This is a genomic window from Siphonobacter curvatus (assembly GCF_002943425.1).
GTDB classification, from domain to species: Bacteria; Bacteroidota; Bacteroidia; order Cytophagales; family Spirosomataceae; genus Siphonobacter; species Siphonobacter curvatus.
Window position 1 is genome coordinate 1 of the sequence record NZ_PTRA01000004.1, and the last position, 19,315, is coordinate 19,315.

At 49.9% G+C, this 19,315-nt stretch carries 10 protein-coding genes; 4 read left to right on the forward strand and 6 right to left on the reverse strand.

The features are described 5' to 3' along the window. The 4 genes from C5O19_RS18750 to C5O19_RS18765 all read right to left on the reverse strand — a co-directional run. The coding region (locus C5O19_RS18750) for a GAF domain-containing protein (protein ID WP_243406445.1) at nucleotides 1–660 on the reverse strand (660 nt) is incomplete at its 3' end. Nucleotides 661–860: 200 nt separating this feature from the next. Then, the gene (locus tag C5O19_RS18755) at nucleotides 861–2,054 is read right to left on the reverse strand and encodes an FN3 domain-containing metallophosphoesterase family protein (RefSeq protein WP_104714929.1); all 1,194 of its coding nucleotides are present in this window, start codon (nucleotides 2,052–2,054) and stop codon (nucleotides 861–863) included. A 79-nt stretch (nucleotides 2,055–2,133) separates the two neighbouring features. Next, nucleotides 2,134–3,882 (reverse strand): RagB/SusD family nutrient uptake outer membrane protein, encoded by a 1,749-nt coding sequence (locus C5O19_RS18760; RefSeq protein WP_104715179.1) that lies wholly within the window; start codon nucleotides 3,880–3,882, stop codon nucleotides 2,134–2,136. A gap of 12 nt (nucleotides 3,883–3,894) precedes the next feature. Beyond that, nucleotides 3,895–7,173, reverse strand: a complete 3,279-nt coding sequence (locus C5O19_RS18765; RefSeq protein WP_104714930.1) for a SusC/RagA family TonB-linked outer membrane protein — start codon at nucleotides 7,171–7,173, stop codon at nucleotides 3,895–3,897. 281 nt (nucleotides 7,174–7,454) lie between these two features. On the opposite strand from C5O19_RS18765, the gene C5O19_RS18770 reads away from it, so the two are divergent. Continuing rightward, nucleotides 7,455–10,844, forward strand: coding sequence for a DEAD/DEAH box helicase (locus C5O19_RS18770; RefSeq protein WP_104714931.1), 3,390 nt, complete (start codon nucleotides 7,455–7,457; stop codon nucleotides 10,842–10,844). 209 nt (nucleotides 10,845–11,053) lie between these two features. Continuing rightward, complete coding sequence (locus C5O19_RS18775) at nucleotides 11,054–12,028, forward strand: ScyD/ScyE family protein (RefSeq protein WP_104714932.1); 975 nt, start codon at nucleotides 11,054–11,056, stop codon at nucleotides 12,026–12,028. A 179-nt stretch (nucleotides 12,029–12,207) separates the two neighbouring features. Here C5O19_RS18775 and C5O19_RS18780 read toward each other — a convergent pair whose 3' ends face one another. After that, the gene (locus C5O19_RS18780; RefSeq protein WP_104714933.1) at nucleotides 12,208–16,419 is read right to left on the reverse strand and encodes a hybrid sensor histidine kinase/response regulator; all 4,212 of its coding nucleotides are present in this window, start codon (nucleotides 16,417–16,419) and stop codon (nucleotides 12,208–12,210) included. Between the two features lie 304 nt (nucleotides 16,420–16,723). On the opposite strand from C5O19_RS18780, the gene C5O19_RS18785 reads away from it, so the two are divergent. Beyond that, nucleotides 16,724–17,854 carry a putative sensor domain DACNV-containing protein gene (locus C5O19_RS18785; RefSeq protein ID WP_104714934.1) on the forward strand — a complete coding sequence of 377 codons (1,131 nt, stop codon included), beginning with the start codon at nucleotides 16,724–16,726 and terminating at the stop codon, nucleotides 17,852–17,854. A 117-nt stretch (nucleotides 17,855–17,971) separates the two neighbouring features. Here C5O19_RS18785 and C5O19_RS18790 read toward each other — a convergent pair whose 3' ends face one another. Next, the gene (locus C5O19_RS18790; protein ID WP_104714935.1) at nucleotides 17,972–18,304 is read right to left on the reverse strand and encodes a DUF1508 domain-containing protein; all 333 of its coding nucleotides are present in this window, start codon (nucleotides 18,302–18,304) and stop codon (nucleotides 17,972–17,974) included. 364 nt (nucleotides 18,305–18,668) lie between these two features. Here C5O19_RS18790 and C5O19_RS18795 point away from each other — a divergent pair, with 364 nt between their 5' ends. Then, nucleotides 18,669–19,313, forward strand: coding sequence for an RNA polymerase sigma factor (locus C5O19_RS18795; RefSeq protein ID WP_104714936.1), 645 nt, complete (start codon nucleotides 18,669–18,671; stop codon nucleotides 19,311–19,313). Nucleotides 19,314–19,315: the final 2 nt, after the last annotated feature.

Here is a 19,315-nt window from a genome sequence, read left to right on the forward strand (position 1 = left end):
ACCCACTGAGCCGATGATGGGGCTGAGGGCATTACGGATTTCGTGGCTCATGGTGGAGAGGAAACGGGCTTTGGCCTGACGGGCGTCTTCGGCTTCGGCCCGGGCCCGTTCGGCCTGAAAGTGTTTGCGGCGAAGTTCGAGCAGCATGACTACCTGATAGGATAGGTCTTTGAGGGCCTGCAGCTGATCTTCGCTGAGTTGCTTGGGCTTTTCGTCAATAATGCACAAAGAGCCCAGGGGATACCCTTCCGGATTGACCAGCGGAATCCCCGCGTAAAAAATCACCCCCGGCTGACCGATGGTGAAAGGATTATCATGAAACCGTTCGTCCTGCCGCATGTCGGGCACTATCAAGGGTATTTCTGGTTCCAGGATCACGTGCGAACAAAAGGACAATTCACGCGGAATTTCATTCGCATCAATTCCTTTTCTTGATTTTACCCAGTGCCGGGTGCGGTCAATGAGTGAAATCATACTGATAGGAGTACCGCATATCTGGGATGCCAGCCGCGTAATGGCGTCGTAAGCCATTTCGGGTAGGGAATCCATAATTTTATATTCCTCCAGTGCTGCTAAGCGAGCGGATTCATTAATCGGAATAGCGGGTTGAATCATGGCGGACAATTGAGTGACGATCACTAGAAAAGCAAAATATCCCAAAAAGTTCTTACTTTATTTCGATTTTGCTTAAAAAATTATCCTTAAACCTTTTTCAAAACCCCGTCTACTCCTTTTAAAAGCAAAGTTCAAATAACGGTTGAGTCGATACGTCCGCTTCTAAAGACTTCTGAAGAATCGGTTCACTTCATTAGGCAGTATTCGTTGACGAAAAAAACCACTACGCCGTCGGTACTAAGGTTTTATTTTTTAGTAGCGGTTTTGGTATACGTTCCCACTTCCTGCCCATCGTCACGAATCAGGCGAATAGCCAGGTTTTTCGCATCGGCTTCGAGCTGGATTAGGGTACGGTTGCCCACTTTCGGACCTCCTCCAATCACTACCGGATACGAATGCTGCCCTTTCACGGGTAAGTGCACCCCGTACGTATGCGTATGTCCACTGATGGTGACATCGATTTTGTACCGATCAAACAGAGGCGAAAACAATTGTTTGACGTGTGTGGCCCCGTGCCAGTCGCCCGAGTACTGCGGCGGAATATGCATTAGTACGACCCGAAAAACCGCCATTTTGAACGCAGGTCCCTGCATCACCCGCTCCAGCCAGCGAGCCTGTTCCTCTCGGTACGCATCAAAATCGACCAGCCCGGCGTATACGGGTTCAGCGTCGGGTTTGTCTTCCCCGGTATCCAGAGCGATGAAATGCACCGGCCCCCAGGTCCAGTCAAAGTACGGTTTTCCTTCCGGATTACGGAAGTAGTCGAACCACTCGCGGCGGAATTTGCCCCGCGTTTCGTGATTCCCCCGCACGTAGTAAAAAGGTGTCTGACTGGCAAATTGCTCCGTGGCGGGTTTCAGCAAGTGATCAATGACTTGCTGTTCATCCGTTTGGTAATCAAAAATATCACCGTTCAAAAACACAAAATCACGGCCTGATTGTGTATCGAGCTTTAATAACTGGGCAAAAGACTCGGGCCGGTCGTGAATGTCATTCAAAATCAGAGCCCGTACCTGGGTAGGTTGTTGAGCCGGCGTTGTAAATTGGTACAGTTTGCTCTGAGCCGTATCGCCGTAGGTTAATTGATAAGGTTTGAATTCCCTAATCTCGCGGGAAAAGACCCGGTAATAGTAAGTAGTACCAGCCCGTAAATCCTGAAGGGTAATCTGGTTAATTCGGTTGTAGGAATCCACCAGCCCGTGGGTCACGCGGTGGGCTTTCTGTCCTAATTGTTGAGTCGTACCAAACTCCACCCAACTGTATGACGGTCGTTCGCAAATCCATTGGATGGTCATGGCGTCTGGTTTTGGATCCTGCAAATACGGTTCGCAAGCCAGGCGGGGAGCATCCGTAGCTTTGGTAGCGGAGATCGAGCTTGTAACCCCCAGGGCCAATGCCTGCTGAAGAAATTTTCGGCGGGAATCAATAGCAAGTTTCATAGGTTTCGAGATAAAAACAGGTGTTTGAGTCAGTGGACCTTAAACACCTGTTGTGAATGTACTACTTTTTGAAGAATCGCTAGAGACCGTCCTGCCAGCCGGGATTCTGTGTCAGGTTTTTATTGAGCAGGCGTTCCTGAATGGGGATGGGATAGAGGTAATCCCGGTTTTCGTTGAATGACTTGGTCTGGTTGGAATTAATCAGTACCAATCCTCCATTCTTGCCCCCTTCCAGCACCACTTCCGAACCCAGTTTCAGGTACTGCGGTCCCTTTTCCGTGGGTTTGGTTCCTTCATAAATGACCACGTCGGTCGTACCGTTGTTGTCCAAATCGTACTTACCCAGTCCCGGGAAATACATGCCTTTAAACTGATCAGCTACCAGATGACCTTCTTTCCAACGCATCAAATCGTTCCAGCGGTAGGATTCCATCACTAACTCAATTCGGCGTTCGCGGCGAATTTCCAGAATGACCCCACGGTTCGCTTCGCTTACGTGGGTGTACTGAGCCGCCAGGTAAGGATCTACATCGGCGTTGGCTTTGGCCAGTTCCAGGGCGGGCATGGCGACGCGTTGGCGAATGAGCTGAATCGATTTATCCAAATCACTCTGCGACAAAGTTCCCAGTTCCGCTTTCGCTTCGGCGTAATTGAGCAGCACTTCGGCGTAGCGGAACACGGGCATATCATTGAGCGACTTGTTGTACGAATCCTCGGTTTCGGCCGTCACAAATTTGGTCAGTTGATAGCCCGTTACGGTCGCTCCAAAGTCCGGTACGAGCTTGTTCGTATTGCCGATCCGGGTATAACCGGGCGTGCGGATGGTTTGTGCCAGACGGGGGTCGCGGTTCTGAACCTCTTCGTAAAATGGCAGGGTGTTGTAATTGGGTTTATCGGTAAACCGGCTGCCATCTTTCATCAGGTAACTGTTCACGAGCCGTTTTTCCAGACCGGGTTTTCCGTATGAAGCCGTAATGGTGTAGTAGTTGACATTGTGAAAAACCTGCAAATCACTACTGAACTTCCGAGCCAGAATCACTTCCTCGGGACTGGCTTTCAGCGAAGCAAACAAATCACGATACGCAAGATCCGGGCTGGTTGAATAGATCTGATAGCCGCTTTTTGTCATCAGTTCTTCGGAAGCCGTTACAGCTTCGTTCAGAAATTTGTCGGCATTGGGCAGGTTGAATTCCGTGTGGTACTTTCGGAAGGTTCCTTCAAACAAACAAATCCGGGATTTCAGGGCTAAAGCCGTCCATTTAGTAACCTCCTCGGTGGATTTGGTCGTAGCCAGTCGGGCCACAGCATCGTTGATGTCCGCCAGTACTGAATCCATGACCATCGTCCGGGGATCGCGGGCCTGCGTCAGGTACGCTTCGTCGGTCGTATTAATGACCTTGTTGTACCAGGGCACATCCCCAAAGCGGACCACTTTATTGAAGTAAAACCAGGCCCGGAAAAACTTGGCCAGTCCGACGTACTTGTTGGTCGTCGCCGAACTCAGTCCCTGACGATTGTAGTTTTCCAGGAAGTAATTAATCTTCCGCAGCTCGCCCCAATCCCAGCCCCCACCGGAAGTCGGCACCGTACGGCGACCCGTCACGGCATCGGGCAACGTGGTTTTAACGATGTTGTCAATGTCTTCGTTGTAGATGTCTTCCGCCGAGGGAATCACGTTGTAGAACGAATTGGTATACAGTCGTAAATCGCTTTCGCTGGTAAAAAACTGCTCAGGAGCGATCTCTGACAGCGGTTCCCGGTCCAGAAAACCTTTACAGCCTACCAGTCCCATCAGAACCAGAGCGAATACAGGAATAAGTCTTTTCATGAATAGAGCCAATTAAAAAGAGATGTCCAAACCGAATGAATACACTTTGCTGAAGGGATACACGCGACCGTTGGTCTCGGCGGCAGCCATCTCCGGATCGATGTAGGATGTTTTCAATTGGGTTAGGGTAAACATATTTTCACCACTCACGTAAATGCGGCAACGGGCCATTTTGATGCGTTGCAGCAGCGGGGAGGGCAGAGAATAACCCAGCGTTAAGTTCTTGAGGCGTACGTAGGCCAGGTTTTGCAGATAGCGGTTGTTGACGGCCTGTAAATCGCCCCCGCCGTTCAGGGCGGTGTAACCCCGGAGTACGGGCAGATAAGCCTTCGTGTTTTCGGGCGTCCAGATCTGCGATTCAAAATCTTTGGGAATGAACGAATAGTACGGCCGCGAATACGGTCCCCAGAATTTATCCGCGTTACTGCCCGGATACCAGTTCTGACGACCAATCCCCTGGAAAAAAGCAGATAGGTCGCAATTACCCCAGTTCGCTCCCAGGTTTACGCCGAATGAATACCGGGGAAGTGAGTTCCCGATGCGTTGGAGGTCACCGTGGTTAGCTACGGTGTTGTCCCCGACATTAATCTTCCCATCGCCGTTGATATCTACGTATCGTAAGTCACCGGCCCGCAGCTTGCCCCACTCACCGGGAGCACTCGAAATTTGCTTGTGTACCACCGAGTTACCCAACGGAATAGCGGCCTGCCAGGCGGCAGCTTCTTCATCACTCCCAAACATACCGTCGATGGTATAACCCCAGATTTCACCCAGTTGCTGGCCTACGTAATTGCTATTAAGTAATTGAGTGGGGTTATCGAAACGGGTGATTTCAGCTTTGTAATCTGATAGTACTACGCCCACGTTGTAGGAAAACGGCTTTCCACCGACAATAAAGCGATCTTTCCAATTTACCGACAGCTCAAACCCTTTGGTTAATAAATCGGCGGCGTTTTCGCGGGGCTCGGTGGCTCCGAATACCGTGGGCAGCGTCCGACCCTTGGTCAACATCCGGGTTGTGGCCCGGCGGTACCAGTCGTAGGAAACGTTCAGCTTGTTGCGAAGCAGGGCTACGTCTACGCCAACGTCGGCGGAAGTGGCTTTCTCCCAAGTCAGACTGGAGGAAATCGGTGCCGGGGATGACAGGTACTCCAGTTTCTGTCCGTTCATTAGATACGAAGAAGTACCGCGACTCATCGTCGAAAGATAGGCGTAGTTGGCCACTTGCTGATTACCCAGTGAACCATACGACGCTCTGATTTTGAATTCATTGGCGAAGGACTTAATCGGCTCGAAGAAGCTTTCCTCACTCACCCGCCATCCCGCTGATACAGAAGGGAAAAATCCAAAGCGATCACTGGGTCGGAATCGGGACGTACCATCGTAGCGACCGTTCAATTCAAGCAGGTACTTGCCGCGATAGTCGTAGTTGATCCGGGTAAAGTAGCCGAGCAGGGCCCATTCGGTTTGACCACCGTTGATTTCCTGAGCCCCCGAACCGAGGTTCACGTCATTGAGATCCTGAGACAGTAGGTCTTTCCGGTTGCCCGACAGACTTTTCTGCTGGTACAGTTCCTGGTTGTACCCCACCATAGCCTTAAAGGCGTGGTCGCCAAAGGTGTTGTCGTAGGTAGCATAGGCATTCACGACGTGGTACTGCGACAGGTTGGACGTTTCCGACAGCTGATCGTAGCCCACCGTACTCATCACACCGGGGAAGATCGACCAGGGAGCGGGCGTACGCCGCAGGAAGGTATTACCACTTTCCCAGGCACTTCGGTTTACGTTGAATACGCCATTAGAAAGCGTATAGCTGTAGGAACCCACGGCCGTAATGTGTTTGCCCAGTTGCAAAGTACCGCCGATGGTTTGCGTCAGTTCAAAGCGTTTTTCACCACCCTTGGATTTGCCGTGTAACAAATCGGCGTAGATACCGTCGCCGATGGTATAGTTGTTGAGTTCGGTCCGATACGTGGCCGTACCGTCGGGATTCACGGGTACGTAGGAAGGCAGGGCGTGTACGGTTACCGAGACAAAGTTGTTGTTGACGCCCCAGCCCGGATAGCTGTAATCATTGGCGTTGAACTGCGTATTGGTGTTGAGCGTAAACCAGTCGGTAACTTTTGTGTTGAGTTTGGCCCGGAAGTTATAGGCATTATAGATATCCTGATTCACCCGCATCACGCCCCGTTTCTGATAATACCGACCCGATACCAGATAGTCCGTTTTGTCATTACCTCCGCTAAAGCTCAGGTTATGTTCCATCGAAGGGGACCAGTCGCGAAACATGGTACGCCACCAGTCCGTGTTACCGTAGTAGATGTACATGTCCTTGCCATTACGGTTGTCAACGACCACGGAAGGCAAGGAATGATCCGTCTGACGTTTGCGAAGTTCTTCGTAATCTTCGTCCGTGTAACCCGTGTAGGATTTACCCGTCGCCCGAATAAAAGCTTCATCATTGAGCTTGGCCGAAGTGTAGCCATCCGTAATGAAATCCGTGCGAACCGTAGGCGTAGAAAAGCCGAAGTTGGTGCCATAATTCACGGACATCCGGCCGCCTTTGGCTTTTTTCGTCGTAACGAGTACGACACCAAAGGCTCCGCGAGCCCCGTAAATCGACGCCGAAGCCGCATCTTTCAGTACTGAAATACTCTCGACATCGCGGGGATTGATCGAGTTGAGCGAACCCGGTACGCCGTCAATCAAAATCAGCGGCGAGCCCGTACTACTGTTGATGGAGGCGTAACCGCGAATGTTGATGGTTCCCGCCGAACCGGGCCGTCCGTCACCGAATGTCACGTTCATACCCGGTACAGCTCCCTGCAAACCCTGGCTGATGTTGGCAATCGGGCGGCTTTCCAGCGTCTCGGCCCCTACCTGCGATACGGCTCCGGTGAGGTTCGCTTTTTTCTGCGTGCCGTACCCGACTACGACCAGCTCCTGCATATTTTTCGGATCCACCTGCAAGGCCAGATCAAGGGTACTCTGTTTACCCACGGTCACTTCCTGCGGGAGGTAGCCCACGTAACTAAACACCAGTACAGCATTTCCATCCGTTACGGTAAGCTGATACCGTCCGGCGGCATCGGTGATGGTACCCCGAACGGTATTTTTTTCGCGGACACTCACACCCGCCATGGCTTCGCCTTTTTCGTCGGTCACCTTACCGGAAATCGTCTGAACCCGCAAGGGCAAGGCCCAAAGGTTTGTACCGGCCAGCAGCAAAGCGGCTAAAGCTATACAACGAAGCACCCATCCGTACCTTCGGACTGGTAAAATTGGTTTCATAGGAGGAAAGATTTTAGAGCAGAAAACGAATCCGTTTGATTTGAGGCTGCAAAAAAAGTGAAGCGATTGAGCCGGACCGTTAGCGATCAGGTTATGGATTTTTTAAATTCCATAACCCGTTTTTTACATTAAAATCATACGTAAAATGAGTTGATTATCTGTTTCTACAGTGAAGAAAAGTCAATGTCAGGGCTCTCAGGCAGAGGGTCGAAAAAAGTGTTCGTATCTTCGCTTAATCTTGGCGTGAATTCGCCCGTGAAGAATAGTCTGGCCACCCCACTATGTTACCAAATTCTTATGAACTGCCGGAAGCTGGCAAGCCGCCGTATCGCCTGCCGGGCGTAAGCATTGCCACGCTGACGGAAACCTTTCTTTCCCACCATACCCTGGAGCTACTGCCTACGAACCAGCGTGACTATACGCCCGTTCAGCCGCGGGAGATTTCGGTTAATTCAGGAACCTTTACTTCGGCTTCCCGGCTGACGTATTTCCCCCAGGTGAGCGTTGAGCAGACGGATCAGGATTTGATTCTAAGCTGTGCCTGCCAGTTACCCACCACTTCGTTGTGTCCGCACCAGACACACGTGTTGCTGAACCTCATGCAGCGACCGGAACTACGGATTTTCTTCGACCGTCAGATGCGGTACGAGCGTTTTTACCGAACGGCTCAGGAGTACGGTCTGGAGAAAGAAACGAATCTGGATGAGTACTTCGACCTCGACTACCAGGATTATTCCGTACGGGTAAAACCTAAACTAAAGGAGCTGGTATCGATTGAGGAGGCGACCCAGCAGTACGAAAAACTGGGAGCGGAATGGACGCCTCCCCTACCCAAGCCCGATGCACAGAAACGGTTTATCGTGTTTCGACGGCATCGTTTTTACGAACATTTTTTCATTGAATACTACGAAGCAGCCACGACGAAAGAGGGAAAAATCAAGAATCCCCTGCGGACGATCAATCCCATGGATTTTGTCTGGCAAACCGACGATACTGACCTACTGAAATTCTATACGGCTCTGACCCGCTTTCAGAATCCGCACCGAACCAAAAACGCACTGGCTGATTTGGGAGCATTAAAAGCACTGGTCCAGAATCCGCTGGAGCTGGAAGTGTATTACCATCCTTCCCAATCCTCGGAAAAAATCATCGCTCAGGGGCTGACGCCCGTACGCATCCAGCGGTCGGCCCTGCAATTACACCTGACGGTACACCAGCGGGAGTCATTCTATCAGGTATTGGGCCAACTGCTGGTAAACGACCAGCCGTATGAGTTACCCACGGTTACGATTGCGTACGATTATTTTTTTCTACTGGATCAGACCTTACACCTCATCGATTCCCCGGATTTACTGCGGGTACTCAATTTTTTGAAATTGAATCAGTACCGGCTGTTACTCCACGAATCCAAGTTCGAGGAATTCCGTCAGCAGGTGCTAATTCGGCTGGAAAATCACATTCGGGTAACGTATACGTACCTCAAACCCGCTACGCCCGAACAGATTGAGGAAAGTGGTTTCGATCAGCCCCGCCAGTGGATGCTTTACCTTTCGGAAAAGGATTCATTTATTTCCCTGACGCCCGTGCTGAAATACGGTCCCGTGGAAGTACCCGTGCTTTCCAAGCGGCAAATTTATTCGCTCGATCCGCTGGGGGCTCCCTTTACGCTCGAACGCGACGACGCTGAAGAGCTCGACTTTATCAGTTTGCTACTCCAGCAACATCCGGATTTTTACGAGCAATTGCCCAAAGAGGGTGAGCTGCCCCGCGACTATTTTTTCCTGCATAAAAGTCGCTTTCTCGAAGAAGACTGGTTTCTCTCGGCCTTTGAAGCCTGGCAGAGTCGCGGTATTACCATTCTGGGTTTTAATGAGCTCGGCAATAACCGTCTGAATGGCAATAAAGCCAAAATTTCGGTACACGTCAGCAGTGGTCTCAATTGGTTTGAAACCTCAATTCAGGTAGCCTTTGGTGCCCAAAAAGTTTCACTCAAGCACCTGCACAAATCGGTTAAAAACAAAAGCCGGTACGTGACCCTAGGCGATGGAACGGTGGGTATTTTGCCCACCGAATGGCTGGAAAAGTTTGACCGCTATTTTCAGGTAGCAGATCTGATCGAAGACCGCCTGCGTACGCCCGCGATTCAATTACCCAGCATCCGGGAATTGTACGAAGAAGAACTGCTGAGTGAGTCGGTACGGCAACAGTGGGCCCGGTACGCAACCAAAGTGGCTAATTTTGATGCCATTGAAGCAGTACCCGTGCCCGAAGGCTTGCAAACCAATCTGCGTAACTACCAAAAACAGGGCTTAAACTGGCTCAACTTTCTGGATGAATTTGGCTTTGGCGGCTGTCTGGCCGACGATATGGGGCTGGGAAAAACCATCCAGATCATTGCTTTTATTCTGTCCCAACGTGCGAAAGTTCAGCGAAATACGAATCTTATTGTCGTACCCACCTCGCTGCTATTTAACTGGCAGGCCGAAGTAGCCAAATTCGCTCCTTCCATTCGGGTGCTTACGCTGCACGGCTCGGGTCGGGTGAGTGATCCGCAAACGTTCGATGCGTATGAAATCATCCTCACTTCGTACGGAACCCTGATTTCGGATATTCATCAATTAAAAAGCTACGCCTTCAATTACGTATTTCTGGACGAATCGCAGGCCATCAAAAATCCGGAATCACAGCGGTATCAAGCCGTATGCCTGTTGCAATCCCGGAATCGGATCGTGCTGACGGGTACACCGCTGGAAAACAATACTTTTGATCTGTACGGGCAGCTTTCGTTCGCGTGTCCGGGGCTGTTAGGTTCCAAGCAATCCTTCAAGACGTATTATTCCACGCCCATCGACCGGTTTCAGGATCGGCAGCGGGCCCAGGAGCTTCAGAAAAAAGTAAGTCCGTTTATTCTACGACGTACCAAAGCCCAGGTGGCGTCCGAGCTACCTGACAAAACCGAAATGGTACTGTACTGCGAAATGGGCACCGAGCAACGTCGGGTCTACCACGCCTACGAACAGGAGTTTCGCAACTTCCTGACGACCAGAAAAGAAGGGGATATTCCGCGGGAGTCGCTGCACATTTTACAGGGACTCACCAAACTTCGGCAGTTGTGCAACTCCCCCGCCCTGCTTAACGATGAGACTTTTTACAGCGGGGCTTCGGCGAAAATTGAGGTGTTGCTGGAAGAAATTGAAACCCGGGCTCCTCAGCACAAGATTCTGGTATTCTCGCAGTTTGTCGGTATGCTCGATCTCATTAAAAGCGAACTGGAGTTTCGCGGCATTGCTTTCGAATACCTTACCGGCCAAACGAAAAACCGGGCGGCCCGCGTACAGCGTTTTCAGACCGATGCCAGTGTGCGGGTCTTTCTCATCAGCTTGAAGGCTGGTGGTACGGGACTCAATCTGACCGAAGCCGATTACGTTTATCTGGTCGACCCCTGGTGGAATCCGGCCGTGGAAAATCAGGCCATTGACCGGAGCTACCGCCTCGGGCAAACGAAAAAAGTAGTAGCCGTTCGGCTGATTTGTCCGCATACCATCGAAGAAAAAATGCAGCAACTGCAGGAATCCAAACAGGAACTGGCCAGTGACCTGATTCGTACGGATCAGTCGCTGCTGAAGTCACTTACCCGGCAGGATTTGCTCAGCTTACTCAGTTTCAATTAAACGTATTCATATACTCAAGTCCGTTGGGAAGTACGTACGCTTTTCAACGGACTTTCCCGTTCACTATCAAAATTTCGCAGTTCACTGCTAACATTCTTCATTTCAGTTACTTATCTTGCCGAAGCTTCCGTCTGCCGACCTATCTTCGGGAGTCTTTTCAACCTGCCTTCTGCCAAAGGCCCATCTCTCCACTCTCAAACCTTTTCTTCATGAAGCGTACCCTTTCCCTCCTCTCGTCTGCTCTTTTGGTAGGGCTACTCAGCTGTACCGATCACGAAGTACCCAATCCCGGCGAAGTCATTCGCCAAACGGTAATTGAAAATCTGAAAAGTCCCATTGGACTGGCCTTTAACGCTCAGGATCAGATTTTCGTAACGGAAGCGGGTACGGGTAACCAGGATGCCCGGGTTTCCATGATTATGAATGGTCAAGCCATGCCCGTGGTTACGGGGATGCAATCGGTAGCCGCTGAAGGCACCATCGAAGGCATTGGTCACTTGTACTTCCACGGCGATTCCCTCTACATTCTCCACGGCATTGAAGGAATGATTTACAGCGTGAAGACTTCTTCGCTGAATCCGAACCAGCCGCTGGCGGCCAGCTCCATTACCCGCCAGTTTGTACGGCCTATTGTGGATAGTCTGAAACTGGTGACGCCGTTGAATTCCAATGTGTATAACCTGACGGCCGGCCCCAACGGAGATCTATACATCACCGACGCGGGTACAAACATTGTGCTGAAACGTGAGAAAGGTACGGGTAAGATCAGTCTGTTTGCGAAGATTCCAAAAGTTACGCCCACGGCCGAAGCCGTACCAACGGGCATCGTATTCGATGGACAGAAATTCCTGGTAACTGCGTTGAGTGGTGGTCCTTTTATTGACGGTACATCGAAGATTTTCCAGATCGATCTGGCGGGTAACGTAAGCGACTACAAAACCGGCTTTACTACCCTGACCGATATTACGCTCTCGGGAGCCAATAAACCCGTAGTTGTTCAACTGGCCCGATTTGCGTTTGCTCCTACCCCCGGTTTTGTACCCAATTCCGGGAACCTGCTGAGTGAAGAGGGCAAGGCTGTGGTTACGGGCTTTTCGATGCCAACCGACATTGAAAATAAAGGTACCAACAAATACTACGTGCTGAATCACGGCTCGGGTAAGCTGGAAATGGTTAGCTGGTAAGTAAAGCCTTTTAAAAATACAAAGCGACAAGCCGAAAGTGAACACTTTCGGCTTGTCGCTTTGTATAGCTTAGGTTGACACCCAACCTTAAGAAAGGGATCGAGCCTACGGCTCTTTGCGGTTAGCAGTCCTAAGCGCTCTGGATTCGTTTACAATCCGTCGTTGACGTGCCCTGCTGATTAGACGAGGGGCGTTTTCAGCGAAGAGGCCCGGGCCAAACAGGTTTTTAGCTCATTGACTTGCAGGGGTTTAGAAAGGTAATCATTCATGCCCGCCTGTAAACAGGTATCACGGTCGCCCTGTAAAGCGTTAGCCGTCATGGCAATGATGATGGGCTGTAACCAGGGTCTCGACCGGATCATTCGGGTAGCTTCCAAGCCGTCCATTTCCGGCATTTGTACATCCATCAGAATCACATCGAAACTTGACTTCTCCAGCCAGGCTAGTACTTCCCGACCATTTCCTGCTAAAGTAATTTCGTAACCAAGCTTTCGCAGGGTTTGCAGAATTACTTTTTGATTAAAGAGATTGTCTTCAGCCACAAGTATTTGCAAAGGATATTCGGCGGCAAACATCTGGTCGAGCAGCTGTGGTGTAGTCTCCACCGGGGCCGGAGCCGGGGTTAATCGCTTGAGTTGCTGTTGAATGGCCTGATACAACTGATTTTGCTTGACGGGCTTGGTCAGGATCGTTTCAAACAATTCAGCGTACGAATGACGGGTTTCGTCTCCCACCGAACTTAGCAAAATGATGGGCAGGGTCGGGTGTACCTGCTTAATCAACCGAGCCAGCTCTACCCCGTTTCCAGTAGGCATGTGCATATCCGTAATCACGAGTTCAAACGGGCCTTCCCGTCGCAGAGCTTTCAAGCCTTCTTCCGCGGAGTTAGCCAGTACGGGAATCAGCCTCCATTGTTCCAGTTGCGATCTCAGAATGAGCAGATTCGTCTGATTATCATCTACAATCAGTATCTTTTTGTCTTCGTAATCGTTCGTATTGAGCACGACGTATTGTCGACGGGAGGTAGTGCTGACTTCGGTACGGATGGTAAACGTAAACGTCGTGCCCTGGCCTTCGGTACTGCTTACGCTGATTTCTCCACCCATGAGCTCTACCAACCGTTTACTGATGGCGAGTCCTAAACCCGTCCCCCCGTATTTACGGGTGGTTGAAGAATCGACCTGCGAAAAGGACTTAAATAGCCGGGACATTTTATCGGCCGGAATACCAATGCCCGTATCTACTACTTTGAACTGCAGCAATAACGTATCCGGCTCGGGGGTAGGTAGCCGCATGACCCGGACAAAAATTTCTCCGGCTGGCGTGAATTTAATGGCATTACTTACCAGATTAGTCAATACTTGCCGCAGCCGCAAACTGTCACTTTTGATGAAGGGCGGTACGTCGTAATCCATCTGATAAATTAAATCCAAGCCTATCGAGGACGCTTTGTTGGCAAAGATGTCCAGCGTTTCCTCGATACACTGCCGTAAGTCTACTTCTTCGTGTTCAATTTCGAGACTGCCGGATTCTATTTTCGAAAAGTCCAGAATATCGTTGATAACTCCTAACAGGTTATGGCCGCACTGCCGAATGGTTTCAGCGTAATCCTTTTGTTCAGTTGTTAAGGAAGTTTCCTGCAATAACGTCGTCATGCCCAGGACACCATTCAGCGGCGTACGGATTTCGTGACTCATGGTCGCCAAAAAAATACTTTTCGCCTGATTAGCTTTTTCTGCCTGCTGACGAGCTTCCGCTTCCTGTTCTTTCTGCTCGCGTAGTTCTTCATTGACTACCTGCAGATCGGCGGCCAGACTTTGGAGTTCTTCCTTCTGAACCATGACTTCCACATGGGCCTGCCGCAGGGCTTGGGTTTGCTCAAGGACCTGCTCCTCCAGCCTCTTACGCTGGATCTGCATGCGTCGGGTCCGCCACAGGTAAATGCCGTACAAAATCAGAATGGAGAAAAAAGCGACCAATACCCGAAACCACCAGGTTTGGTAATACGCGGGCATAACAATGACCTTGATTTGTGCCCCTTTCTCATTCCAGAGCCCGTGATTATTTGAAGCTTTTACGCGAAAGGTATAGGTTCCCGGATCCAGGTTGGTATACGTTGCGGTGTGATCATTACCCACAACATTCCAATCCGAGTCGTAACCTTCCAGCTTATAGGCGTACTGATTTTTGTGCGATGCCGTGTAATTGATGGCTACAAAGTCAAACGAAAAGGTGGATTGATCGGGTGATAAGCGGATTTCTTTCGCTTCCGTAATAGCCGTTTTCAAGGGAGAGTTTTTCTGCCCTACCGCAACGGGTTTATTAAACAAGGAAAAGCCCGTGATGTACACCTGCGGCACAAAACGGTTGCTGGTAATGTGACTGGGGTTGAAAGTTACAAAACCCTTGTTGCTACCGAAATACAACGTGCCGTTGCGAGTACGAATGTGGGCATTTTGTATGAAATCATTACTAAGCAGGCCATCCGCTTTGGTAAACTGCTGCATCGTACGTGTTTCGGGATTGAACTTCACCAGCCCCTGTAAGGTCCCTAACCACAAATTGCCCTGGGTATCTTCTTCAATGGATTGAATGCCTTCCAAGGCCGATAAAGGTACGGTCACGAAAGTCTGAGTTTTGGGATCATACTGACTCAGTTTCTTCTGCCCCAGCCAGACGCGGTTTTTACGATCCACGTACAGGGCCTTGATGTAGTGATTATTCTGCCTGTTTATGCTGCCGTTGTACTGAACGAAATGCGTAAGCTTTCGGGTCCCTAAGTGGTACCGGTTGAGTCCATCCTGCGTCGTACCAACCCAGAGGTTTCCCGATTGGTCTTCGGTAATATCCGTGATGTTCTCACCGTAAAATTTATGCTGGTACTCGTCGCTTATCAATCTGGAAAACTGACGGGTTTGCGGGTCCATGCGGTTGAGTCCACCGAAAAAAGTACCGATCCATAAGGTTCCCTCATGATCCTCGAAAAGTTTCCAGATGTGATCCGAACTCAGGGAATTGGGATTTTTATCTTCGTGCGTATACCGTTTGAATTTACCCGTAGAGCGATCAAGCAGATTAAGGCCAGCCCAGGTTCCGACCCAGAGGTTGCCCTGCCGATCTTCCAGAATGCTGAGTACGGAATTACTGCTCAGACTATTCTCATCCTGATCGCTATGCCGGTAATGCGTAAACGTTCGGGTTTTGGGATCGAAACGATTCAGCCCGCCTTCCCCATCGAGGCCCAGCCAAATAATGCCTTCATGATCTTCACAAAAGGCTTTTACTTCGTTATGACTTAAACTATTCTTGGAGGAGGTTTGATAATAAAAATCGAAGAGGCTGGAATTCAGATTAAATAGATTGACGCCCCCCCGCTGAACGCCTGCCCAGATATTGTTGGTCCGATCCTTCAGTAAGCTGGTGACCGTATTGTTAGAAATACTCAAGGGGTTCGTATAATCGAACTGGTAACTAGTGAATGTTTCCGTATGGGGGTTGAATAGATTCAGGCCCCCGTTTTCCGTACCTATCCAGATTTTGTTGGGGGTGTCCACGACGATGCTCATGAGAAAATCCGTCGCGATACTAGTCGGATTATCCACCTGATGCCGATAAACGCGGAGCTGCTTCAGGCTTGGGTTGATGACGTTCAGTCCCCCGCCATACGTACCCATGTACAGATTTCCTTTCGCGTCTTCGGCCATGCACCGCACGTATTCATGACTCAGGGGCTGGTCAATACCCATTTCCGTCGGTGTAGAATAAAATTTCTCCCCTTTGCGGTCAAATAGGTTTAGACCTTTCTGCGTTCCTACCCAAAAGCTACCCCGGCTGTCTTCGAGTAGACACGTTACCTTATCGTACGTCAGCGTATGCGACTTAAATGAATCATGACGGTAGGCTTTAAACGTCTGCGTTTCAGCATCAAATCGATTGAGCCCGCCGCCGTACGTACCTACCCAAAGCACGTGCTGACGATCTTCGTACACGCACATAATTTCATTACTGCTCAGCGAAGTCGAATCACCGGGCCGGTGCGTATACCGAACAAAGGTATTACGCTGACGGTCGTAGCGATTCAGGCCATCGGGCGTACCGATCCACAGTTGATGCCGGTGATCTTCGTACACACAGCGGACATTATTACCACTTAAACTATTCGGATTCTGCGGTTCATTGCGGTACGTGGTCATATGTTGCCCATCGTACTTGTTCAGACCATCGTACGTACCCATCCACACAAAACCCTGACTATCCTGCCAGATGCATTGTACATTGTTTTCCGAAAGCCCCTGATCGGTGGTAAGATGGGAGAAACGGATGGGAATCTCTTGCGACAGGGCAAGGGTACCTGTCAGCAAAAGCAGGAGTAAACTCCAGAAAGCTTTCATATTAGGTAAAACTCAGGGGTGAATCATGCTAATTTACCTTAAATTTCTAACATTAAACAAATTCTATCGTTTAAAACTTCGGTTCCATGTTAATTCACTCTAAATTCCTCACCATAAGCTCAAAAGGGAAGTTTTTGTGAGTATAGGAGCAGGCCGTGATCGCTGCAAAAAGCGTATCCAATTCCCCGAGCACGAACGATACAGGACACTTTGCGGTTATAGCCACAACTCCTTACTTTGACCCTTATTAATCACTATCGTGCAACGCTCTATTCCCTATTCCGAACGTTTTTCCGCGAACCGTATGATCCTGGAACCAACCTACCAGGCAGCCCGACTAGTGGCGGCAACGATAGAAACCCATTTTGCCCAGCAACTCACCTCTACCTGCAAGGCCAAGTGCCAGCCGCTGGCTCCGAACCCTCCGGCTCGCGTCATCGAAGCCATGATTGATGCAGCGTTTTGGGCCAGCTTACGGCATGAAGAAGGGTATTCACCCAAAATTTCACTGGCTTACATTTCAATTGAACAGGCGGATCAGCCCCTTGTATTCGAACACCGTCTGCCCCTGACGCCAGCAGTACTTACCAAACTGGCTCCGGCCGTCGAGCGACCCGGTATTCACCTGGGTATTGGCTACGAAAACGATGAACTATTTGTCTGGGGTACGACCCGGGAGATTCCCGGTAACTGCTTTGTACTGGAAGTGATTGAACCGGGTCTGCTGGTAGTGAAACACCGCCGCCTGGCCGGATACGGAAAGTTTGTGAACGTAGCCATTCTGAAGGGCGATCAGGTAAAAATTGTCGATAACAGCCTCACGGACCTCCCCGATTATCTGGCTTCGCTCACGTGTATGCCGGGTTTTCAGGCTTCGCAGGGCAAAAATGTACTCGTACAACTGGCCGTATCGATGCGGGCTCATGGCCGGGGAGGTTCCCTACTGGTAGTGCCTTCGGGCTCAGAAGCCTGGCGGGAATCCATCATCCAGCCCATGACTTACCCCATTGTTCCTCCGCATTCGCAATTGGCGGATCTAATGCGACACAATCTCTACGAAACAACGCAGTATAGCTGGCAGAAATCGTTGGATTTGTCCATCGAAAGCATGGCTGGCTTAACGGCGGTGGACGGAGCGACCATCATCAACGATCAGTATGATCTACTGGGTTTTGGAGCAAAAATTGGTCGCTCAGAAACGAGCGCCCGCGTAGAACAGATTCTCGTATCGGAACCTATCATCGATCAGACCACTACCATGGTTCATTCCACGCAGACCGGTGGTACGCGGCATTTGTCAGCGGCTCAGTTTGTCTATGATCAACGCGACGCGGTAGCTCTGGTGGCCTCTCAGGATGGCCGTTTTACGGTATTTGTCTGGTCACCAGCGGAAGAAATGGTACACGCCCACCGGATTGATTCACTTTTACTTTAGTCCTGACGGATTCAGTTTTATACACAGAAAGGGGATGGATTTTGTTAAATCCATCCCCTTCTTTTTTACTGGGTACTGAAAAAGGTTGAAGGCAAATATTTTCGAGGTGGTTGGGCTTTATTTTTCGATCCGAACGTTCGCTAGCGGAGCTTCCCACTTCGTACGTTCAATGGCGTGATCCCGACTCGCAGCCGACGCGTACTTGCGGGCACTGCGGGCAATAAGCTTTTGATTGGCCGCTTTTAGCCAAAATGTATATTCATGGAGCCGATTCACGCGTTCGTAGCGGCTCTCTAGCGGGGCATAAATACGGATGGGCTCAACATCATGCCAACAACTTTCGAAATCTTTGTACACTTCACTCGTCAACAGTGCTTCGCCCTGACTTGATTCAAGCGTGAACTGGTACCCTTCGCCCCTAGTAGCCCGGTGAATGATAAATACAGCCATAGAGAATGTGCGTTTGCCTTGACATTTTCTCTATCTATCACAACTAATCGTGAAAGGATAACATTTCGCCGTAAAAAAATCTATACTTTTTTACGGTTGCACCTGATCTGTTTGTTTTTATTGATCTTGGATAAGAAATTTTTCTTTATTTTAGTATCGATGGTGCTACTTAGAATCACACATGCACAAGCCTATATTCTTTCTTGGCGATAGGCTGAATTTTAGCTTCTTAACAAATAATTTTTTAGAGTTGATAACCTTTTGTTACATCCGGGGATAGATGAATAAGGTTCGGCGTTTCATTCGTAACCGTCAGCCCGTGAGTAAAACCTGAGTAACTTTAGGATGAATACGTACGCTTCTTATGCCTCCAATTAACCCATTACCGGATTCGTCAAAAAGGAGTGAAGAAAAACGCATCGAGGCTCTACGCGTCAACGACGCCGATGCCTGGCGGGATTTTTACCTGGAAGTATCGCGAATTTTCATTCCGTATGCTTTGCAACGAAGCTCTATTTCGGAAGATGATGCCTATGATGTATTTCAGGAGGCTATGATCGAATGTTCGCTAAAAATTAAAGACGGCCGCTTTCAGTTTCAGGGTAAGCCCGTCACCGCCTACGCCTTTACGATTTGCCGGTATCGCTGGATCAATTTTGTAAAAAGACAGAAACCAACTGATTCGTACCAGGAATGGTCCCTGGAAGAGGATAATCCGTTTCTCGACGATGAGACCGAATCCACTCCTTCGTCCAGTCAGGATTGGGCTGACCCTGCCCATTGGTGGGGAGACGAAACCGTAGAAGCCGATTTACAAGCCTTACAACGGGCGAAAGACGAACTTTCCGACACCTGCCGAACGCTGATTGAGTGCTTTTACGTCGAAGAAAAATCACTGGCCGAATGCGGTATCCGCCTGGGCATTCAGGAAGGCTCCGCCAAAGTAAAACGATTCCGCTGTACGCAGCGATTCCGGGAACTCTACCTCACGTACCGTAAAAAAGAATAAGT